Source organism: Vibrio jasicida 090810c (assembly GCF_002887615.1).
GTDB classification, from domain to species: domain Bacteria; phylum Pseudomonadota; class Gammaproteobacteria; order Enterobacterales; family Vibrionaceae; genus Vibrio; species Vibrio jasicida.
This window is the reverse complement of sequence record NZ_CP025792.1, coordinates 1371268-1393190: the sequence shown is the minus strand read 5'-3', so window position 1 is coordinate 1393190 and position 21923 is coordinate 1371268. Positions and strand designations below refer to the sequence as shown.

The 21923-nt window shown below is 44.7% G+C and carries 22 protein-coding genes; 10 read left to right on the top strand and 12 right to left on the bottom strand.

The features are described 5' to 3' along the window. Window positions 1-19: 19 nt before the first annotated feature. The 3 genes from C1S73_RS06495 to C1S73_RS06480 all read right to left on the bottom strand — a co-directional run bounded on the left by C1S73_RS06495 (window position 20) and on the right by C1S73_RS06480 (window position 3112). The gene (locus C1S73_RS06495; protein WP_038865730.1) at window positions 20-874 is read right to left on the bottom strand and encodes a thioredoxin family protein; all 855 of its coding nucleotides are present in this window, start codon (window positions 872-874) and stop codon (window positions 20-22) included. A gap of 455 nt (window positions 875-1329) precedes the next feature. Continuing rightward, a complete protein-coding gene (locus C1S73_RS06485) occupies window positions 1330-2157 on the bottom strand; it encodes an SDR family oxidoreductase (RefSeq protein WP_038865729.1) in 828 nt (275 codons plus the stop codon). Between the two features lie 37 nt (window positions 2158-2194). Further along, a complete protein-coding gene (locus tag C1S73_RS06480; protein ID WP_038865728.1) occupies window positions 2195-3112 on the bottom strand; it encodes a TIGR01777 family oxidoreductase in 918 nt (305 codons plus the stop codon). Window positions 3113-3370: 258 nt separating this feature from the next. Here C1S73_RS06480 and C1S73_RS06475 point away from each other — a divergent pair, with 258 nt between their 5' ends. From C1S73_RS06475 to yfcE, 6 genes are all read left to right on the top strand, one after another. After that, window positions 3371-4105, top strand: coding sequence for a DUF1538 domain-containing protein (locus tag C1S73_RS06475; protein ID WP_038865727.1), 735 nt, complete (start codon window positions 3371-3373; stop codon window positions 4103-4105). Then, window positions 4102-4893, top strand: a complete 792-nt coding sequence (locus tag C1S73_RS06470; RefSeq protein WP_038865726.1) for a DUF1538 domain-containing protein — start codon at window positions 4102-4104, stop codon at window positions 4891-4893. The genes C1S73_RS06475 and C1S73_RS06470 overlap by 4 nt, the downstream gene beginning before the upstream one ends. Continuing rightward, window positions 4883-5233: a P-II family nitrogen regulator gene (locus tag C1S73_RS06465; RefSeq protein WP_005436932.1), complete on the top strand. Its 351-nt coding sequence runs from the start codon at window positions 4883-4885 to the stop codon at window positions 5231-5233. The genes C1S73_RS06470 and C1S73_RS06465 overlap by 11 nt, the downstream gene beginning before the upstream one ends. Next, entirely contained in the window at window positions 5230-5637 is a 408-nt protein-coding gene (locus C1S73_RS06460; protein WP_038865724.1) for a CBS domain-containing protein, read from the top strand. The genes C1S73_RS06465 and C1S73_RS06460 overlap by 4 nt, the downstream gene beginning before the upstream one ends. A 163-nt stretch (window positions 5638-5800) precedes the next feature. Beyond that, a complete protein-coding gene (locus C1S73_RS28110; RefSeq protein WP_080774343.1) occupies window positions 5801-6010 on the top strand; it encodes a hypothetical protein in 210 nt (69 codons plus the stop codon). Between the two features lie 70 nt (window positions 6011-6080). Next, window positions 6081-6626, top strand: a complete 546-nt coding sequence (yfcE, locus tag C1S73_RS06450; RefSeq protein WP_038865722.1) for a phosphodiesterase — start codon at window positions 6081-6083, stop codon at window positions 6624-6626. Window positions 6627-6685: 59 nt separating this feature from the next. Here the strand turns inward: yfcE and C1S73_RS06445 are convergent, their stop codons facing one another. Genes C1S73_RS06445 through C1S73_RS06430 form a run of 4 tightly spaced genes read right to left on the bottom strand, consistent with a single transcriptional unit; the run spans window position 6686 to window position 9191 of the window. Further along, window positions 6686-6964: an Rdx family protein gene (locus tag C1S73_RS06445; protein WP_038865720.1), complete on the bottom strand. Its 279-nt coding sequence runs from the start codon at window positions 6962-6964 to the stop codon at window positions 6686-6688. Between the two features lie 23 nt (window positions 6965-6987). Beyond that, window positions 6988-7743 carry a sulfite exporter TauE/SafE family protein gene (locus C1S73_RS06440; RefSeq protein WP_038865719.1) on the bottom strand — a complete coding sequence of 252 codons (756 nt, stop codon included), beginning with the start codon at window positions 7741-7743 and terminating at the stop codon, window positions 6988-6990. Window positions 7744-7791: 48 nt separating this feature from the next. Then, window positions 7792-8307, bottom strand: a complete 516-nt coding sequence (gene toxS, locus C1S73_RS06435; protein WP_038865718.1) for a transmembrane regulator ToxS — start codon at window positions 8305-8307, stop codon at window positions 7792-7794. A gap of 11 nt (window positions 8308-8318) precedes the next feature. Next, window positions 8319-9191 (bottom strand): winged helix-turn-helix domain-containing protein, encoded by an 873-nt coding sequence (locus C1S73_RS06430; RefSeq protein WP_038865717.1) that lies wholly within the window; start codon window positions 9189-9191, stop codon window positions 8319-8321. 271 nt (window positions 9192-9462) lie between these two features. On the opposite strand from C1S73_RS06430, the gene htpG reads away from it, so the two are divergent. The 3 genes from htpG (at window position 9463) to hemH (ending at window position 13434) form a co-directional block, all read left to right on the top strand. Next, window positions 9463-11367 (top strand): molecular chaperone HtpG, encoded by a 1905-nt coding sequence (htpG, locus tag C1S73_RS06425; protein WP_038865716.1) that lies wholly within the window; start codon window positions 9463-9465, stop codon window positions 11365-11367. Between the two features lie 318 nt (window positions 11368-11685). Next, window positions 11686-12330, top strand: a complete 645-nt coding sequence (gene adk / locus C1S73_RS06420; RefSeq protein ID WP_038865715.1) for an adenylate kinase — start codon at window positions 11686-11688, stop codon at window positions 12328-12330. A 141-nt stretch (window positions 12331-12471) separates the two neighbouring features. Further along, a complete protein-coding gene (gene hemH / locus C1S73_RS06415) occupies window positions 12472-13434 on the top strand; it encodes a ferrochelatase (RefSeq protein WP_038865714.1) in 963 nt (320 codons plus the stop codon). Window positions 13435-13519: 85 nt separating this feature from the next. Here hemH and C1S73_RS06410 read toward each other — a convergent pair whose 3' ends face one another. Beyond that, a complete protein-coding gene (locus C1S73_RS06410) occupies window positions 13520-14908 on the bottom strand; it encodes a peptide MFS transporter (protein WP_038865713.1) in 1389 nt (462 codons plus the stop codon). A gap of 332 nt (window positions 14909-15240) precedes the next feature. Between C1S73_RS06410 and rfaH the strand changes: the two genes are divergently transcribed. Beyond that, complete coding sequence (gene rfaH / locus C1S73_RS06405) at window positions 15241-15741, top strand: transcription/translation regulatory transformer protein RfaH (protein WP_038865712.1); 501 nt, start codon at window positions 15241-15243, stop codon at window positions 15739-15741. A gap of 104 nt (window positions 15742-15845) precedes the next feature. On the opposite strand, the gene asnB is transcribed toward rfaH, so the two are convergent. The 4 genes from asnB to nagA all read right to left on the bottom strand — a co-directional run bounded on the left by asnB (window position 15846) and on the right by nagA (window position 21765). Then, complete coding sequence (gene asnB / locus C1S73_RS06400) at window positions 15846-17510, bottom strand: asparagine synthase B (RefSeq protein ID WP_038865711.1); 1665 nt, start codon at window positions 17508-17510, stop codon at window positions 15846-15848. Window positions 17511-17740: 230 nt separating this feature from the next. After that, window positions 17741-19330: a cation:proton antiporter family protein gene (locus C1S73_RS06395; protein WP_038865710.1), complete on the bottom strand. Its 1590-nt coding sequence runs from the start codon at window positions 19328-19330 to the stop codon at window positions 17741-17743. 81 nt (window positions 19331-19411) lie between these two features. Then, window positions 19412-20626 (bottom strand): DNA-binding transcriptional regulator NagC, encoded by a 1215-nt coding sequence (gene nagC, locus C1S73_RS06390; protein WP_038865709.1) that lies wholly within the window; start codon window positions 20624-20626, stop codon window positions 19412-19414. A gap of 2 nt (window positions 20627-20628) precedes the next feature. Beyond that, window positions 20629-21765, bottom strand: a complete 1137-nt coding sequence (nagA, locus tag C1S73_RS06385) for an N-acetylglucosamine-6-phosphate deacetylase (protein WP_038865707.1) — start codon at window positions 21763-21765, stop codon at window positions 20629-20631. Between the last annotated feature and the right edge of the window lie 158 nt (window positions 21766-21923).

Here is a 21923-nt window from a genome sequence, read left to right as displayed (position 1 = left end):
CTGATTTAAATCGATTCGCTTAGTACAAAATCGAGTAAAGTTGACGGCGGTACTTACTTGCCAGAGCGTTGCCTTGGCCAAGTGCGCTCAAGATATCCATAAAGACTTTCTTCACTTCACCATCTTGTGCGCCTAGGTTGGCCTTAAGAATGTTCCAAAGTAGCTCTAACGCTTCTTCATCGCGACCTACTTGGTTGTACTGAACGGCAAGTTCACACGCCAATTCAATGTTATCAGGGTTTGCTGCTAGTTCTTGTTCAAGACGTTGAAGCTCTGGGCTTTCCGCTGCTTGAAGATGCAGGTCTAACTTCGCGATCAAACCTTTGTAGTAGTTGTCTTGGTATTCCAGTGGAATCGCGCTTAACAGCGTTTGTGCCAATTCAAACTGTTTGGTTTCCAGCAAGCAATCTGCCATCGCCAGTTTCACGTCGCCGCGGTTTTGAAGCTCTTCCGATAGCGTTTGAAGAATCGCTAATGCTTGAGCGTGCTCACCTTGTTGGAGCAATTCATTTGCTTGCTTCAACTGCATCTCATCTTGGCTTGGTAGATGCTTTTGCAGCATTGCTGTAATCGCATCAATAGTCTGAGGGCCACCCATACCATCGACAGCTTGACCATTCATGAATAATGCGATGGTCGGTAGCACTTGCACGCCAAATTGAGAAGCAAGAGCAGGTTGCTGTTCACAGTTCAATAGAGCAAGGGTAAATGCGCCGTTGTATTGCTGAGTCAGCATTTGTAGATCAGGAATCACTTGTGCGCTTTCTGGTTGAGCGCCCGCCCAAAAGTGGATCAATACAGGCGTGTTCATTGACCCTTCAAGCGTTTCACGGAAGTTTTGTTCTGTTAACTCAACGATAAATGGGGATTGCATCAGAGTATCCTTGCTTTTTGTTTCTTGTCGTTGATTGTAGATATGGAGTTGATATTTGGGAAATTCAAGCGATAGAAAGGAAAAACGCTGCCGAAGCAGCGTATTCCTGATAGCAAGCGAAAGTGCTATTAAATTTGGCTAGTCCAGCACACTTTAGAAAGTCTTGTTAGACGTTATAGTGGTGTGCTGGGTGTGGTATCAAAATAGGATGAACATGGTCAACACTACACCCACACTAAGCCAGTTAAGCTGATTTAATGTCATTATTGTCTCGCGAAAATACAAAACAGAAAGGGTGGCGATACCAAATCTAAAGTGAGTATCCACATCGCGTTCAGGCACGATGGATGAAGATACTAACCTAGAAATTGATTCGAACATTGAGGCTTTCTTAACCTACATGCTCATAATGACATCACATTGTTACGGTAAAATTACATCGTGATAAAAATTTTTTATGCTGCTTGTCGCAAAATCTTATCAAGAATACGAGTTGGTAACAGGCGCTTCAATACCGCAAAAACTTTGGTCGGTGTGGTGATTCGGTAACGGATTTTGGGTTTATCACTGGTGAGTGCGTGAAGCACCGGCTGAATACAAGACTCAGCTGGAAGGACAAATTTGTTGTTCGACTTGTCGTTATCCAAACGCTGCTTTTGTCCTTCGTAAGCCGCTCTGTGGGCACTGTTTTCCACATCAATCCACTGCTCAAAAGCTTTTAAGGCATTTTGTCTAAACTGGGTTTCTATTGGGCCGGGTTCGATCAGTGCAACTTTGATGTTGGTGTCCATCAATTCCAAACGTAGCGTGTCTGTCCAGCCTTCAAGAGCGAACTTAGAGGCGTTATAGGCACCACGATATTTCATCGCGGCGAATCCTAGCACAGAGCTGTTTTGGATGATTCTTCCTTCACCCTGTTTGCGCATGTGTGGCAACACTTCTCTTACGAGTTGGTGCCAGCCAAAAAAGTTGGTCTGAAATTGTGCTTGAAGTGCTTCTGTCGGTAGATCTTCTAATGCGCCAGGTTGTCCGTAAGCGCCATTGTTAAACACGGCATAGAGTGTCCCCTCGGCCAGTTCCAGAGCTGTTGAAACTCCAGCAGAAATACTTTGAGGATCATTAAGATCTAACTGAATGCAGATTAAGCCTTCACTGGTTAAGCGTTGAACGTCTTGCTCGTTGCGACACGAGGCAATAACGTGAAAGCCCTCTTTTTGTAAAGCGTGGGCACACACGTAACCGATGCCTGTAGAGCATCCGGTGATTAAAACTGACTTTTTCATAGTAAGGGGCTCACTGGGAGGTAGTGAGCCTTATGATTCAACAACTTCTGTCTTGAAGCAAGTTCTTGAGTGCGGGTTCAACTCTTGAGTAGCTGAACTTGAAACCAAGCTCGGTCAGTTTCTTAGGCTTAGCGCGAATGCTATCAAACAGTAAGCACGATGACTCTCCCATCGCCATGTTCATCACCCATTTAGGAGTAAACAGGATATGCGGTCGCTTGAGGGTTTTCGCCAGTGTACCGCTAAAGATTCGGTTGCTGACAGGGTGGGGGGCGCACAAGTTGAACTCACCATGAGCATGTGGGGTTTCAAGTAGGTACATGATAGCGCGAACCATATCCAGAATATGAATCCAAGGCATATACTGTTTACCGCTTCCCATCGGCCCACCTACACCTAGTTTGTAGGGCATCAGCATTTTTGCCAACGCACCTCCATTTTGACCGAGGACAACACCAGTACGAATTAAACACACTCGTGTTTGTTCAGATTCTGCACGCTTGGCAATTTGCTCCCAACGAGCACACACAGAATGAGCGAAAGCATCGCTATTCACGTGTAAGCACTCATCAAACGGGTGGTCTTGCTGGTCACCGTAATAGCCAACCGCAGAGCCGCTAATAAATACCACTGGTGGCTCGGTACTGGCGTGAATCAATTCAACGATCCGCTCGGTCACTTTCCACCGACTGTTACAAATGACCTCTTTCTGCTCCTTGCTCCAGCGTTTATCTGCAATCGGTTCGCCGGCAAGGTTAATCACCGCATCGACGTCATTGAGATCTTCAATCGAATCTAGGGAGTCGAGGTATTCTATATTACCGACATCAGCATGCTGTAGGCGTTGCTTCGCCTGCTCTGGGGTGCGAGTAAGCAGCATGACTTGATGCGTGGTAAGCAGTTTAAGTAACTCAGAGCCAATAAAGCCTGTACCACCGGTCAGTAATATCTTCATGTTATCCCTTTGATTGTAAAACTATTCAAACATTATAGTCGTTAACGGCCTAGCATGATCATTTCAATGACTTGCGTTGTCGATTTTATTATTAGTTCCTAAGCAGTTAGAAGCGTTTTGTTGTGAAGCGATGTGAAGCTCACAATTTGAATAAATGTAACAAGATGTTATTAATCATCGAGTGCGGCTCACACTTAGTTGCAGGAAACTGTGTCATGCTGACTTTAAAGGAAGATGACATTAGGGTAGGAGGCGTATATGGAAGCATTTTTTGCTCTGTTTCGAGCCTTACTCAGCAGTGCTCGCGACCTACTACCTATCGTTCTTGTTATTACCTTTTTTCAGCTCGTTGTTTTGCAAGAGCCACTCCCTAATCTTGTCTCCATTCTATTTGGCCTTCTTTTGGTTATTCTCGGCTTGACCTTCTTTATCTTTGGTTTGGAGCTTGGGTTATTCCCGATTGGCGAAAACATGGCGCAAGCTTTTGCCAGTAAAGGCAGCGTGTTTTGGCTGCTGATTTTCGCATTCTGCTTAGGTTTCGGTACAACCATTGCTGAACCAGCATTGACTGCTGTAGCGGAAGAAGCTTCGGAGGTGGCGGCTGAGGGAGGGATGATTGCCAATACTGAGCAATCAATGGAGGAATACGCAGATGGCTTGCGCTTAACGGTTGCTTTGTCGGTGGGCGTGGCGATTGTATTAGGCGTACTTCGGATTCTAAAAGGTTGGCCGATTCAGTACATGATCATCGGAGGCTACATCGGCGTTGTGATACTGACGGGATTTGCGCCGGAATCTATCATAGGTGTGGCTTACGATTCTGGCGGTGTGACGACTTCTACCATCACGGTGCCTCTGGTTACTGCTCTTGGGGTTGGGCTCGCATCGGCGATCAAAGGACGCAATCCCATGATTGATGGGTTTGGACTTATCGCTTTTGCCTCCTTGTTACCGATGATGTTTGTGATGGTTTATGGGATGGTGGTGGCATGATTTCCTTTGCGCATTTCATCGATACTTTTATCTCAACCATCACTGATGTGGTTCCTATCGCGACCATTATCTTCGGTTTTCAGTTGGCAGTGCTGCGCCGTCCAGTTTCAAACTTACCCAAAGTAATACTTGGCTTTGGTTACGTTATTTTAGGGTTATCGTTATTTTTGCTTGGTTTGGAAATGGCGCTGTTTCCACTTGGTGAAACCATGGCGACTCAATTGACTGCACCAGCTTTCTTGCTGGAGTTTAAAGTCTCAATCGGCCAAGCCTTGAGTTGGGTTGATTATTACTGGGTGTACATCTTCGCTTTCTTTATCGGTTTTAGTACCACCATAGCGGAGCCTTCTCTTATCGCGGTGGCCATTAAAGCTAATCAAGTGTCTGGTGGCAGCATCAGTGTGAACGGGTTACGTGTTGCTGTTGCTTTAGGTGTCGCGGTTGGCATTGCGTTGGGCAGTTACCGAATCGTAGTGGGCGATCCGATTCACTATTACATCATTGCAGGTTATATCGTGGTGGTGATTCAAACCTTTTACGCGCCAAAGCTAATCGTTCCTTTGGCTTACGATTCGGGTGGCGTGACGACGTCTACGGTCACAGTGCCTTTGGTGACTGCACTTGGCTTGGGGTTGGCATCGACGGTTCCGGGACGAAACCCCATGATAGATGGCTTTGGTTTGATCGCCTTTGCCAGTTTATTCCCAATAATTTCTGTCATGGGCTATGCCCAAATCACCCAGTGGTTAAACAAAGAGACTGCGGAGGAAAAAGAGAATGCGCTTTAAACTAATACTGGCCTTTGTAGAGGATAGCAAGACCGACAAAGTGCTGGATGCGGCTCGTGATGCAGGGGCAACGGGTGCTACGGTGATTAACAACGCTCGAGGGCAAGGTTTAAACCAAAAACGCACCTTCTTTGGATTGACTTTAGAAGTGCAAAAAGACGTGTTGTTGTTTGTTGTTGAAGAGCATTTATCCAGACACATACTAGAGACAATCAGCGAGGTCGGAGAGTTCGACCAAGAGTCAGGCCAAGGCATTGCCGTACAAATTGATGTCGAGGATGCGGTTGGCGTCGCGCACCAAGTAGAAAAGCTGACCAAAGTGGTAGAGGACGAATTATGAGTAATCACGAGTTAATTCGAGTCAGAGACGTGATGGCTGCAACGTATATCATTGTAGATGGGTTAATCACGGTTCATGAAGGTATTACGTTAGCGAAAAGGAGTGAAGTTAAAGCGCTGGTGATAAATAAGCGTGATAGCGATGATGAATATGGCATTGTTCTGATGAACGATATCGCTAAAAAAGTTCTGGCAAAAAATCGTTCTCCGCAACGAACCAATCTTTATGAAATCATGACTAAACCAGCACTGTCCGTCGATCCCAACATGAATGTGAAATATTGCGCACGCTTATTTGAACGATTTGGTATTAGTCGCGCACCAGTGATTGAAAATGGTGAGGTCATTGGCATGGTGAGTTACAACAACATTGTGATTAATGGTATGGCGAGAGAAGAGGTATAGGCGGCTCTTTTCGTTAATGGCTCAATAGAGGGTAAGAACGGAAACATTCTCATCACAGCGACAAATAGCAAACCGAGTAATAATTACTTATTTGTGCCATTGCATATCCGTAAACTGAGGCTTATTCTTTGAGAATTAAAGAAATAATTGAGGATGTCATGTCATGCCGCTAGTTGCTTGCCCTGTGTGCGAGAAGCAAATATCAAAACGAGCTCACACCTGTCCAGGATGTGGAGAGCCAGACCCACTAAACCACCTAGCCAAGTCTAAGTTTTTATCGATGATATTTTGGGCTGTAATCCTTGTGGGGGCCGGTTATTTTGCTTGGTTCTACTTGGTGCCAATGTTGGTTGAAATGCTTCGTAATCACTAGTTTTGTACTTTGGTTGAGCTTCTATAAGAATGCCGTAGAATACCCTCATACATTTTGAGGAGACGATGTCGTGAAACTATTTTTTGCCTCAGACTTGCATGGCTCTTTGCCGGCAACCGAAGAAACTATCCAGCTTTATTTGGCCTCTGGTGCTGACCATCTCATCTTATTGGGTGATACGTTAAACCACGGGCCAAGAAATCCAATCCCAGAAGGTTACAACCCGCCACAAGTCGCAGAGTTACTTAATCAATATAGTGAGCAGATCATCTCTGTTCGTGGTAATTGTGACAGTGAAGTTGACCAAATGCTGTTGAACTTCCCAATGATGACGGAATACGCATGGCTGCTATTGGAGTCGGGTAAGCGTATGTTCCTCACTCATGGTCATTTATACAACAGTACAAAACGCCCGCCATTGCGTGAAGGCGACATCATTGCTCATGGTCATACTCATATTCCAGTGGCAGAGATGCAAGAAGGTGCGATCATCTTTAATCCGGGATCAATGACCTTCCCAAGAAATGGCTTGTCACGTAGCTATGGTTTGATGGAAGGCAACACACTAACGGTGCAAACGCCAGAAGGTGAAGTGTTAGCACAGACCACGATTTAATTTTCGTGTCATCGAATAAATCGGTAATTAGATAAGTAATCAAGGGGGCCATTGGCTCCCTATTTTGTATCTGAATGACCTAAATCGCGTTCTGGATCGATGATATCTCTTACGCGTTGCTTTAGGATTTTGGCTTCAGGGAAACCTCCGTCTTTTTTACGTTCCCAAATTTGGGTACCGTTGCAAAAAATCTCAAAGCGGCCACCCGTATCAGGATGTAAGCTGACGGTTTCAATCTCTTCACTGAATGTATGAAGCAATTCTTGCGATAGCCAAGTTGAACGCAACATCCAATTGCACTGACGACAGTAGTGAATGTCTATGATGGCTTTATCCATTTCTAATTTCCTTTCTTTAAATACTAAAGCAACAGCTTGATGCCGACTGCAAAGGTGAGGATTTCAAACGCGATTTTGATAACTCGATTGCTGTACTTTGTCGCCGCCCATGCACCTAAGCTGCCGCCTAAAAATGAACTCACTAATAAAACCGGTAACCAGGCCCAATGAATTGGCGCTCCGGCTTGTACCACTGCGACGCCACCGATACCATTCCAAAACAGACCGACACAAATCATTGTATAGGCCACCGCTTGCTTGTAGTCGTAACCAAACCAACGCACAAGGAAAAGGGTAACAAGCAAGCCAGAGCCAGCAGTCAACGAGCCATTCACTATACCAATGAACATCAAACCTAACCCGCCGACTATCCAGCCAAAGGTATCACGATGAGTTGGTATCTCTGTCTGCCCCAACTGTTTCTTAAAGCGAGAGTAAATTCCAAGAGCAAGGATCATCGCCCCGAGCATTTTCTCGGCGATGTTATCAGGAATTTGGACAATCAGGTTTGCGCCAATCACGACTCCAATGCTGCCCACCAGAATCAGATAAAGCGCGACTTTAGGTTTTATAGTCCCGGCTTTTAGATGCGCACTCGCAGCACCAAGTCCAAGGGCAACGGAAGCGACTTTATGCGTTCCTAGTGCGACGGAGAAAGGCAAGCCAAGGAAGATCAATAACGGAAATTGCAGTAACCCAGCGCCACCACCAGAGAGGGAAGCGAGCGTATTTGCAATGAGGGAACCAAAGAAGAGGGTAAGGGTATCTAGCCAGTCCATGTCCAAAATAAAAGGGGGGCATCTTGCCCCCTTATCATCGAATCAAAATCAATTTCTAAACAGTACCGTAGAACCGTGGTTCAGGCTAGTCAGTAGTAACGTTTTTTCGTTCACGACATCAATGCGACGGCTCTGCTCGGCATCTAACTTAAAGATTTGAGTAATGAGACGAAGTTGCGATTCAGAGAAGTCTTTGGACTGAGAGGCCGAAATATCTTTGAACTCAGCAGGCGATACCAACAAATAATTGTCGCTCACTTCCCATCGACCTTTTTCCGAAATGTTGATGGTTGACTCCGCCGTTGAGTCTTGCGCAAACAATCGAATATTTGCTACACGGATGTAGTCACCGTTTGGTAAATACTTCACGTTCGATTCAACATTGACTTTGCGTAGTGGACCTACAGTATCGTCTGGCAAGTTATCAGTGATCAGTGTGACCATGGTAGATTGCCATTCGTTTGCTGTCAGTACTTGTTCTACTTTTAGGTCACTGCCCCAATATAACCAGCCACTAAAAAGGATAGATACGGCTAAAACCGCAGATGCTATTTTAATCTTCATTTCAGCCTCCTTTAGTTGCAGATGTCTGTTGGGTCATTACGACCAGCGAAGATTCGCAGCGTCACATTCTCGTATGAATGGTCGCTATCATGAATATAGTTAAGTATCAGTTGATTGTTCTGGCCGCCAGTGGCGATAACTTCGACTGGCGAAGACTCTTCCGCATGATGCTCCACATAACGTTTGATGCACTGCTCAATGGATGGCAGCCAATCGTTCAATTGCGGGTGATTAATGGGTGTCATAACGGGGACGTTATGGTACTCACCAACTTGACGGAATTGAGACTCAGCAGGATTAGTTAGTAACAATACGCACACTGGCAATAGCAGAGCGACAATAACAAGCACGCGCGCGATCCAGTGGTTTGTTTTTGGTGCTGGCGTTGTTTTTGGTGTTTCTAATGACGCTTCAAGTTCAACAGGTGCTTCAGCAATTGTTTCCGTCGAAGATTCTGTGAATTGCTCTAAATCTACGACAGGCGCTTCGTTTTCATTCTCTGGATCATCAAGTTCAGGGAGAGAATCAGAAGACAACGGGCTTAAACGTTCAACAGAACAAATCAATTGGTAACCGCGTTTAGGGACTGTTTTTACGAATTCTGGCGATTTAGTTGAATCCTTCAACATTTTTCGCAGGGTAGAAATTGCTTGAGTTAGGCTTGAGTCATCCACCTCGAAGCCTTGTTCGCGCCAAACAAACTCATGCAACTCGTTACGTGTTAATACTTCGTTAGGTCTCTCTGCCAACAACAGGAGTATACGGCTTTCGTTGCTTCCTAATCGTACAACTTCGTTGCCACTTTGTTGGTCAGCGAGCGAATTACTATTTGGGTCAAAGACAAATCTTTGAGCAAGCAGAAATTTGGTGCCGATGTTAGTCATTTAGTTCTTCTTAGATGGATGATTCTGAAATTATAGTGATTTGCGTCACAAAAAATGGCGTGCGCAAAAGGACATGTGCTCGTTTTAGATGCTTTTAGACAAATAGGATAATTAAAATTTTCTAAAAAAACACCGTTTTTAGCAATATTGACCTTGAATTTACATTTGTCAGCCACATGTTAAATGACATCGTGGTAAAGCTGTTTTTATAAGGCAGCGGTTAGGACTTTGTCATTTAAAGTCTTTTTAATTTAGAAGTTATGGAGCAAACATGAGCGACACCGTATCCCCAAACAAAGAAACTCGTGGCTTTCAATCAGAAGTAAAGCAGTTACTTCACCTGATGATCCATTCTCTTTATTCAAACAAAGAGATTTTCCTACGCGAGTTGATCTCAAATGCATCTGATGCATCAGATAAATTACGCTTCCAAGCGCTATCTAACCCAGATTTATATGAAGGGAATGCCGACCTTGGTGTAAAGCTTGCGTTTGATGAAAAGGCTAACACACTTACGATCTCTGATAACGGCATCGGCATGACGCGTGACGACGTGATTGAGCACTTAGGTACTATCGCGAAATCTGGCACGGCAGAATTCTTTTCGAAGCTGTCTGATGATCAAAGTAAAGACTCGCAGCTGATTGGTCAGTTTGGTGTTGGCTTTTATTCAGCGTTCATCGTTGCTGACTCGGTGACTGTGCGCACTCGTGCTGCGGGTACTGCTGCTGACGAAGCGGTTCAATGGCAATCAGCGGGTGAAGGTGAGTACACCATTGAAACCATTACGAAAGACTCTCGTGGTACCGATATTGTTCTTCATATGCGTGAAGAAGGTAAAGAATTCCTAAATGAATGGCGTCTGCGTGATGTCATCAGTAAATACTCTGATCATATTGGTATTCCAGTTGCAATTCAAACCACTGTTCGTGATGACGAAGGTAATGAAACGGGTGAGAAGAAGTGGGAGCAAATCAACAAAGCTCAGGCACTTTGGACCCGCAGCAAGTCGGATATCTCTGAAGAGGAGTATCAAGAGTTTTACAAACACGTTTCTAACGATTTCGCCGATCCGCTTACGTGGAGTCATAACCGTGTAGAAGGTAAGAACGATTATACCAGCCTGCTTTACATCCCAGCGAAAGCGCCATGGGATATGATGAACCGCGACCATAAGTCGGGTCTAAAGTTGTACGTGCAGCGTGTATTCATCATGGATGACGCTGAGCAGTTTATGCCATCTTACTTGCGTTTCATCCGTGGTTTGATTGACTCGAATGATCTGCCATTGAACGTGTCTCGTGAAATTCTTCAAGATAACAAGGTCACTCAGTCACTTCGCAACGCATGTACCAAGCGTGTACTTACTATGCTTGAGCGTATGGCGAAGAATGATGATGAAAAATACCAATCATTCTGGAAAGAGTTCGGCCTTGTCATGAAGGAAGGCGTTGCAGAAGACATGGCAAATAAAGAGAAGGTTGCTGGTCTATTGCGCTTTGCGTCTACTGAAGTGGACTCTGCTGAACAAACCGTTGGTTTGGCTTCTTACATTGAACGCATGAAAGAAGGCCAAGATAAGATTTACTACCTAACGGCAGACAGCTACGCAGCCGCGAAGAACAGCCCGCACCTAGAGCAGTTCAAAGCGAAAGGCATCGAAGTTATCTTGATGTTTGACCGCATCGATGAGTGGCTGATGAACTATCTAACCGAATTTGATGGTAAGCAATTCCAATCGATTACCAAAGCGGGTCTTGATCTGAGTAAGTTTGAAGACGAAGCAGAAAAAGAAAAGCAGAAAGAAACGGAAGAAGAGTTTAAGTCTGTAGTTGAGCGAACTCAGTCATACCTTGGTGACCGCGTAAAAGAAGTTCGTACGACTTTCAAGCTTGCTACTACGCCTGCAGTTGTCGTGACTGACGATTTCGAAATGGGTACACAGATGGCGAAGCTTCTTGAAGCGGCAGGTCAAGCAGTACCAGACGTGAAGTACATCTTCGAAATCAACCCAGAGCACGCACTTGTTAAGCGTATGGCAGATGAAGCCGATGAAGAAGCATTTGGTCGCTGGGTGGAAGTGTTGTTGGGCCAAGCGATGCTGGCTGAACGAGGTTCGATGGAAGACCCGACGCAATTTGTCGGTGCCATCAACAAGCTTTTGACTAAGGTTTAATAACCAAACATCAATGAAAAGCTCGCGAAATGCGAGCTTTTTGTTTGTAAACGCATAGATTCACACTTCGAGTGTTGAGTTAGTAATCAATAAAACTCGAAAGCAGGCATCGCTAACATTCTTTAGTCTTAATCTGCTCATTGCTTAGTGAACCTGTGTTAGAATCTCGAACTTGAATGTGAGTAATAAGGCGTGTATTTTGGCTCGCCTAAACGTTATACCGAAACTTATCGTTGCGACTGCCTCGACGGGTTGCGGCCCAAGAAGCCAGCTATTGTGAGCTTCGGTATAAATCTTAAATATTAAAGAGGATAAATCATGCGCATCATTCTTCTAGGTGCTCCAGGTGCTGGTAAAGGCACACAAGCAAACTTCATCATGGATAAATACGGTATTCCACAAATCTCTACTGGTGATATGCTTCGTGCTGCTATCAAAGCAGGTACAGAGCTTGGCAAACAAGCTAAAGCTGTTATCGACGCTGGTCAGCTAGTTTCTGATGAAATCATCCTTGGCCTTATCAAAGAGCGTATTGCTCAAGACGATTGCGCGAAAGGTTTCCTACTAGATGGTTTCCCTCGTACTATCCCTCAAGCTGATGGTCTAAAAGCAATGGGTGTTGATGTCGATTACGTAATCGAATTCGACGTTGCTGACAGCGTAATCGTTGAGCGTATGGCTGGTCGTCGTGCACACCTTCCATCAGGTCGTACTTACCACGTTGTTTACAACCCACCAAAAGTGGAAGGTAAAGATGACGTAACTGGCGAAGATCTTGTTGTACGTGATGACGACAAAGAAGAAACAGTACGCGCACGTCTGGGTGTTTACCATGAGCAAACTGCACCACTTATCGAGTACTACGGTAAAGAAGCAGAAGCAGGTAACACTAAGTACCTTAAGTTTGACGGTACTAAGCAAGTTGCAGAAGTAAGTGCAGATATTGAGAAAGCACTAGCATAATTTGCTAGCGGCAAAATTTAATATTTTGATATATTTAAAAGCGACCTTAGGGTCGCTTTTTTTTATTCAGCTTGTTTGAACGGTGAACCAATTTCTTATACTCATCGTACAATCAACGCCGTTTACCATGAATAGGATGTTATGAAAAACAATAATAAGCAAGGGGTGTTACTGGTTAACCTTGGCACTCCCGATGAGCCGACCGCACCGGCAGTAAAGCGTTTTCTCAGTCAGTTCCTTCATGATCACCGTGTTGTCGATATGACTCGTTGGCTGTGGTGCCCAATCCTTCACGGTATTATTTTGCCAGTACGCGCGCCGAAAGTTGCAAAACTCTACCAATCTGTATGGATGGAAGAAGGCTCGCCTTTGATGGTGCACTCTAAGCGACAAGCAGAGAAGCTCGCAGTCGCGTTAGACATGCCTGTGGAATTAGGAATGACTTATGGTACCCCAAGTCTTCTAAGTGGTTTTGAAGCCCTGCAAGCGCAAGGTGTCGAAGAAGTGGTCGTGTTGCCGCTATATCCGCAGTATTCGGGGACGACGACAGCTGCAGTCTCTGATGGCATGACGAAAGCGTTCAAAAAAATGCCAGTGATGCCAGAATTTAGCTTTATTCGTGATTATCACAACCACCCCAAGTACATCGCAGCATTAGCGCAATCAGTACGTGAACATTGGGAAGAGCATGGGAAAGGGGATTACCTGCTGTGTTCTTACCATGGTATTCCAAAGCGCTATGCCGACAATGGTGATATCTACCCTAAACATTGTGAAGAAACGACGCGATTGCTAGGTGAAGCATTAGGGTTAACTGATGACCAGTTCGGTATGACGTACCAGTCTCGATTTGGCCGTGAAGAGTGGTTACAACCTTACACCGATAAAACGTTAGAAGTATTACCAAGCCAAGGTAAGAAGAAGTTAAGTATTCTAACGCCTGCATTCTCGTCAGATTGTTTGGAAACGTTGGAAGAGATTTCAGAAGAGTGCCGTGAGATTTACCTTGAAGCAGGCGGGGAGAGCTTTAGCTACATCCCTTGTTTAAACGACAATGATATGCACATTGATATGATGGTCGATTTGGTGCGTTCTAAGCTTTAATCTTTCAAGCCTTCGAGCTTCTGTTTTGTTTACAGAGAACAAAAAGGGTCGCGATTGCGACCCTTTGTTTTATTTGTACTTTATATTAAGCAACTTGAGTTTGTTGCTCTTCAATTTGTTCTGCTGTGCTGTGTGTATTTTCTGCACCGTGCATCCAACGAACTAGCGTGTTAGAGAACAACAGTAGAATTACACCAGAGATAGTCGCTGTTACTGCAATACCACTGAAGATTGCTAGTGCACCTAGCTCACCTACGTGAGAGCCAACATAACCTGCAACGTAGTTTGCGATCGCGTTACAGCCAAACCATGCACCCATCATAAGTGATGCAAGACGTAGCGGAGCTAGCTTAGTTACTAGAGATAGACCAATAGGAGATAGGCACAGTTCACCCAACGTATGGAAGAAGAATGCACCTACTAGCCATAGCATTGATGTTTTAACCGCAGTATCACCACCTTGCTCCATAACGGCACCAACCATACATAGGAAGCCTAGTGCTAGGAAGAACATTGCGAAGGCAAACTTCATTGGCGAGTTAGGTTCACGTTTACCCAGCTTCACCCATAGAACGGCTAATACAGGTGCAAGAGTAATAATGAAGAATGGGTTTAGTGATTGGAACCACGCAGCAGGCACTTCAAAACCACCGATCATACGATCTGTGTATTGTTGTGTGTAGATGTTCATTAGACCGCCGGCTTGTTCGAAGCCCGCCCAGAAAACGATAGTGAACAAGCTCATCACAAGGATAACTTTGATTCGGTCGACTTCTTCTTTAGTTAGAGGCTCTTTCTTCGCAGATTTTTTAATTGCTAGGTCACGTTTTGCTGCTGGTACACGGCCAATATCACCTAACCAAGATTGAGCCATGGTCATTTGCATCACAAGGCTGACAATCATACCAACACCAGCGGCAACGAAACCGGCTTTCCAACCAAATTCATTGGTTACTGAGCCAGATACCACGCCTGCAAGTAGTGCACCTAGGTTAATACCCATGTAGAAGATAGTGAATGCGCCGTCACGACGGTTATCACCTTCGTTGTAAAGGTCACCAACCATTGTTGAGATGTTTGGCTTAAATAGACCGTTACCACAAATAAGCAGAGCAAGACCTAGGTAGAAAGTGTGTAGAGAGCCAAGACCGAGCGCATCAGCTGGCATTGCTAGCGTAAATTGGCCGATAGCCATTAATGCACCACCAATGAGGATCGAACGGCGTTGACCTAGATAGTTATCCGCAAGGTAGCCACCAATAAGCGGAGTGATGTAGACAAGTCCAGTATAGATGCCGTAAAGGTCTAGGGCATCTTTAGTCGACCAGCCAAGGCCACCGTTCATGGTTGTGTCAGTAAGATAAAGTACTAGAATGGCGCGCATTGCGTAGTAAGAAAAGCGTTCCCATAGTTCTGTACCGAACAATAAGAACAAGCCACGTGGGTGACCAAAGTATTGATGTTGGTTTGACATAAGCTCTTCTAATAGTAGTTATTACATTTTTTAACGAAATCTACGTATACATGGCAATTTTATGTCTGACAAACAATAAAATTTTATGTGACGATTCATTTACCTTATGAAATGACTGCTTAGTGTTGAAATGGCGGGGTTTTTGTCGGTGATTTGGTCGTGTTACAAACTTACTTTTCATTTTTGCCTATAGACTTATTTTCTTAAGCTGATGAAAAGGTGTAAGTTGTATGTGCAATATAAAGTGGCTTATTGATAGGTTACTTGAATATCCATGACTCATCTTGGGCTTAATGCTAGGATGAGAGAAAAATATAATTGGCTAGTAAAAAATGAAACGTTGGTATTTACTTTATTGTAAACGTGGAGAACAAGTTAGGGCAAAACAGCACCTAGAAAATCAGGGTGTAGAATGTTTTTACCCAACTGTTGAGGTCGAAAAGATCTTACGGGGTAAGCGACAAAAAGTCGAAGAGCCATTGTTCCCGTGTTATGTATTTGCTCGATTTGATTATGAAAAAGGCCCTAATTTCACCTCAGTACGTTCTACACGTGGTGTTGTGGATTTTGTGCGTTTTGGTGCGCAGCCTAAAGAAATCCAAGGTGATCTGGTTTTTGAGCTTAAACAGCTGGAAACCTGCACAGACGATCATTCTGATTCTGAATGTATGCCACAGCCTGGTGATGAGGTTCGAGTTAAAAGCGGGCAGTTTGCGGGTATAGATGCCATCTTCCAAGAGCAAGATGGTGAGAAGCGCTCAATCATGTTAGTGCAGATGATCACTAAGCGAGTGCCGGTAAGCATAGACAATAATGACCTCGATTTAAAATAACCAACAGTCATTCTGGTATAAAAAAAGAGGTGCTTTTGCACCTCTTTTTGATCTTTGTGCCTAAAGACTGAAAGGCAGCTGGTGGAGCCAGTCCTACCTTAGAGTCAATATGCGTCGTTATGAACGGCTTGCACAGCGCGTCCTGATGGGTCTACACAGTTTTGGAAAGACTCATCCCATTCAATCGCTTTCGCTGAAGAACACGCTACTGAAGGGCCTCCAGGAACACATTCAGCTGCAGAAGGTAGCGGGAACAGCTCTTCAAAGATCTCGCGGTACACATAACCTTCTTTTGTGGTTGGTGTGTTGTAAGGGAAACGGAACTGCGCTGTTTCCATTTGCTGGTCAGTCACTTTCTGCTCAGCCACTTCTTTTAGAGTATCGATCCAGCTATAGCCTACACCATCAGAAAACTGTTCTTTTTGACGCCATGCAATTGACTCTGGTAGGTAGTGCTCGAAACACTCACGTAGAATGTGTTTTTCCATTTTACCGTTGCCACACATCTTGTCTGCTGGGTTCAGGCGCATTGCAACGTCAATAAATTCTTTATCTAGGAATGGAACACGGCCTTCTACACCCCACGCTGCTAGTGATTTGTTAGCACGTGCGCAGTCAAACATGTTTAGAGCGAGAAGCTTACGTACCGTCTCTTCGTGGAACTCTTGAGCGTTTGGTGCTTTGTGGAAGTATAAGTAACCACCGAAAATCTCATCCGCACCTTCGCCAGACAGTACCATCTTGATGCCCATTGCTTTGATCTTACGACCCATAAGGAACATCGGAGTAGAAGCTCGAATCGTTGTTACGTCATACGTCTCAATGTGGTAAATCACGTCACGAATGGCATCCAAACCTTCTTGGATGGTGTATGTCATTTCATGGTGAACCGTACCAATTTGGTCAGCAACTTCACGAGCAGCTTTCAGATCGGGCGCACCTTCTAGGCCGACAGCGAAAGAGTGCAGTTGTGGCCACCAAGCTTCAGACTTCTCATCATCTTCAATACGCATCGCTGCAAAGCGTTTCGCTACCGCAGACGTAATAGAAGAATCTAGACCACCTGAAAGAAGTACACCGTAAGGCACGTCAGTCATTAGTTGGCGCTTGACCGCTGCTTCTAGAGCTTCAGTCAATTCTTCTTTGCTAGTGCTGTTACCTTGTACGGCTGCGTATTCATTCCAGTCACGAGTGTAGTAGCGTTGAGGCTCTGCATCTGCACTGCCGTAGTGACAACCTGGAGGGAACTCGCTCACGGTCTTACATACTGGTACTAGTGCTTTCATTTCTGAAGCAACATAGTAGTTGCCGTGCTCATCGTAACCTTGGTAAAGCGGGATGATACCGATGTGGTCACGGCCCACTAAGTATTCGTCTTTTTCTTCATCGTAAAGTACGAATGCGAAAATACCGTTTAGTTCTTCAAGAAGGTCTGCGCCCATGTCTTGGTATAGCGCTAGGATAACTTCACAATCTGAATCGGTTTGGAATTCGTATTTGCCTTCGTAGCGAGCACGAATCTCTTTGTGGTTGTAGATTTCACCGTTTACAGCAAGGATGAGTTTTTTATCAGGGCTGTATAGCGGTTGCGCACCACTATTTAGACCAACGATCGCTAGACGCTCATGCGCAAGAATTGCGCGTTCTGATGAGTAGATTCCAGACCAGTCTGGACCGCGATGACGAAGCTTTTTCGACATCTCAAGTGCGATAGGGCGCAATGCTGCTGCATCACTCTTAATGTCTAAAATGCCAAATACTGAACACATACAACATCCTTTTTAAACTAAACAATTTTTAATCGGTATGGCTTCAATTTGCCATTGTGAGTAAAAAAAAGCAACGTTTTATGATTAAAAAAATGATAAAAAGGCTTGTCTATTAGATGATGTTTAAAATAAGTCTTGTTTTGATGAATGAGATTAAGGTTTGGTATAAAAAACACACAAAAAAGCCCTCTTATTGTTAGAGGGCTCAATAAAAATATTGTTTTTGATGCTTATTTCATCGGGGTGAACTGAGGTTGAAGTTGCTCGCAAACATGACGCGCAAAACCGCTACCGGCTTCACTATAAATGTTCAGCGCCGCATCAACACCACTTTCTAGTAATCCTTCTAGCTGATCGGGATATTCAGCAATCGCTGCAATTTGGCCTTTATATTTTCGGCTTTGTAGTTGCTCTAATGCGGTTTGGTTTCCTTGGTGATGTGGCATCGCCAGTAAGACCAACTTTACATTGGCTGTGTCTAAAATTCGTTCCCAGAAATCGGGGTCGGTCGCGTCGCCAGAAATTACATTGCGTCCTTCAGAACGGTGTTTATGCGCTGCTTCTTCACGGACTTCTACACCAAGAGAAATCTTGCCATAGCGAGAACGCAACTCATCGTAGGCACCAGTGCCAATTCGGCCCATACCTAAAATCAGGACTTGAGCATGGCCCGGGTTGATAAGTTGGTCGCGTTGATTGAGCTTTTCGGCTGCTGTTTCTTGTAGCCATTTCCCAGAATGCTGGTAGATCTGGTGACCCAAGCGGTTCAATGGTGCAGAGATAATGAAAGAAATGGAGACGGCAACTGCAATCGCAGCAAGCATATCACTTGGCATCCAACCCATTTTGTAGGCCAATCCACCGACGATCAAACCAAATTCACTGTAGTTGAATAATGATAGTGATGTCAGCAGTGAGGTACGTACGCGGAATTTGAAATAGTTGATGGTTAGGAAGTAAAGCAGACCTTTAATTGGCAGTAGTAAAATAAACAGCAACGCCAAACCAATGCCTGTGAAGCTCAGAGATGCCGACAAACCAATATTCAAGAAGAAGCAGACTAAGAATAGTTCTTTCATATTGAATAGAGATTTGGATAATTCAGATGCTTTACGGTGTCCTGCCAAGAGCATACCGAGGATAAGAGCACCGAGGTCAGGCTTCATACCTACAAGCTCAAATAGGCCTGCGCCAACGACTAACGCAAAGAAGATACCGAAGAGAACCAGCATCTCGCCATGGCCTACCTTGTCTAAGAGTTTATAGAACAATGGACGAAGAAGAGGCAATGCAAACAAACCTATCGCATACCACTCCGGAATTTTACCCGTTGAAGCGGTAAGGAAAACCACGGCAAAAATATCCTGCATAACCAGAATACCAATAGCTAGGGTCCCGTAGGTCGCGTTCATCTCACCTTTTTCTTGCAGTGTCTTAACGGCAAATACAGTACTGGAAAATGATAAAGCAAAAGCGAGAAGTAGAATTTGCGAGCTATCCATGCTTGTCAATGAGGATAAGCCGAGCAGTTTTAGTCCAATAAGAACAAGCGCAAAGAAAAGAGTTGAAAGAACGTTGTGCGCCGTGGCTCCTCCCCAAATTTCTTTAGAGAGTAGGGTTTTGACATCTAGCTTTAAGCCAATTGTAAAGAGGAGAAGCGTAACACCAAGATCTGCAAGGGTAACAATGACGTCATTACTTTGGTAACCAAACGCGTGCAAGCCAAAGCCGGCAAGTAGAAAGCCAACCAATGGAGGGAGGTGGCATTTGAGCGCAATAAAACCGGCGATGAAGGCCGTTGTAATTAGAATAATTTCCATACTGTTGAGCTATATTCCTGATATACAAAAACGGGCTGTGAAATCACAGCCCGAGATTGTAACTCAATTGGTTGTATAAACTTAGTCTTCTAGTAACTTTTGTAACAAAACTCCGTTCAACATGGCGCGTTTAATCATCGCAAATGCGCCCATTGTTGGGTGTTTATCAATATGAGAAGCAACAATTGGAAGTTCGTTATGGAAGGTCTTCAAAGATTGGTTTTCTACGTTTCGCTGAATCGCTGGGAAAACAATTTCTTCAGCGGCAGTAATGTCACCAGCAATGACAATTTTTTGTGGGTTGAATAAGTTGATGGTAATTGCAATCGCTTTACCAAGTTGATTACCCACACGAACCAGACTTTGTTTCGCCAGTTCATCACCATTCATTGCGTGGTTACAAACATCTTCAATCGTGATGTGTTCAAGCTGAGTTAAACTAGATTCGTAACCTTGTGCAATCAGTTTTTTCACACGTTGAATGATTGCTGGATTTGCCGCTACGGTCTCTAAGCAACCAAAGTTACCGCATTGGCATTGCTCACCGAGTGGGTCAATTTGGATGTGGCCGATTTCACCTACGTTGCGGTTAAAGCCCAAGAAAACTTGACCATTTACGATGATGCCCGCACCAGTACCGCGGTGAACACTGACCAGAATTGAGTCTTGGCAATCTTGGCTTGCACCAAAGTAGTGTTCAGCCAGAGCCATACCACGTACATCGTTACCAACGAAACACGCAGTATTGAACTTCTCACGGATGATTTCGCCAAGCGCTAAGTTATCGATATCTGTGTTTGGCATGTATTCAACAACACCTGTAGTTGGGTTTACCAAGCCAGGTAGGGTGATGCCGATAGCAATAAGTTGGTCGATTTTGTCTTGGCAGCGATTTACGAAGTCTTTCAACAGATCAATCAAACCAGCGATCAAGTCAGCCTGATTGGTGTAGTGAAGTTCGTGTTGGTCTTCTGCCAACGCCGTGCCACCCAGATCGTACAAACTAAATTGCACGTAGTCTCGGCCTAATCGCACAGCGATAGAGTGGAAGGGTTTTACCTCAGTGGTCAACGATATCGCTCGGCGACCACCGGTAGATGCTTGTTGCGCGACCTCTTTAATTAAGCCGCGCTCTAAGAGTTGGCGGGTTATTTTGGTAACACTCGCAGGGGCGAGCTGACTAACATCCGCGACTTGAATACGGGAAATTGGACCTTGTTGGTCAATCAGCCTGTATACCGCAGCGCTGTTAAGCTGTTTTACTAAATCTACATTACCAATCTGTCCGCCATTCATGCTTAATTTTGCTCGTATTGTCCGTTAACAACCGTCGCTTTTACATTGAAGTCACGATCGAAAATAGTCAGGTTTGCCACCATTCCTTTTCGAACTCGGCCAAGACGTTCCTCAACACCGATTGCGGTTGCTGGGTACAGTGTAGCCATTCGTAGAGCTTCGTCTAAAGCGATGCCTGCGTGCTCAACTGTATTCTGAACTGCTTCTATCATAGTCAGAGCTGAGCCGCCTAATGTGCCATTTTCATCAACACATTTACCATCTCGGTAATATACTTTCTTACCAACAAAAATAAAGTGATCCATGTTAGCACCTGCTGGAGCTGTGGCATCCGTCACCAAAACAAGCTTTTCACCCTTGATTTTATGAGCAATTCGGATGTTTGCGTAGTCTACGTGAAAACCGTCAGCAATGATGCCGGCGTATACTTCCGGAGTGTCATAAATCGCACCAACAACACCAGGTTCACGGCCAACCATTGGCGTCATTGCGTTGAATAGGTGAGTAGCAAAGGTGATACCTGCTTCAAAACCTTCACGCGCTTCTGCGTAAGTCGCATTTGTATGGCCGATTGATACGACGATACCTGCCGCTTTAAGACGTGCTATGTGCTCAGGATCATTTTGCTCTGGTGCTAGTGTTACTTTTGCTACGAGATCTGCATTCGCACAAATAAGGTCAATCATGCCATCGTCAGAAGGGCGGATGAAGTCCACGCTGTGGATGCCTTTCTTCGCAACGTTAAGGTAAGGACCTTCAAGGTGAAGACCTAACGATTGGTTTTGGTATTTGTTGTGGTATTCACGAGCCGCAGCAATCGAAGCACGCATGTCTTCGTCTGAAGACGTGATAAGAGTTGGTAGGAAGCTAGTACAACCCGACTTTAGGTTGGCTTCGTGCATGATTTGCATGGTTTCAGGTGTGATTTCGTCGTTTAGCATCACACCGCCACAGCCGTTTAGCTGAAGGTCAATAAAACCAGGGCTTAGATTTGCACCGTCCAGATCTTTGATCTCAATACCTTCTGGTAATTGAGTTACTGGCACAACTGATTGAATCTGGTCATTGTCGATGATGACCGCATGATCGGTAAGAACATCACTACCGGTATAGATTTTACAGTTACTTAGCGCGTACATAGTCAGCTAGTCCTTATAGATGAGAATTCATTTTCTGTCCCGTTATCTAACTGGTGACTGCATGAGTCATGCTGGTACTTAGTTTGTATCACTGAATTAGATAACGAGTCACATACAGCAAGTCGCGTTTTATCGATGTCATTATCAGAGTAACTAAC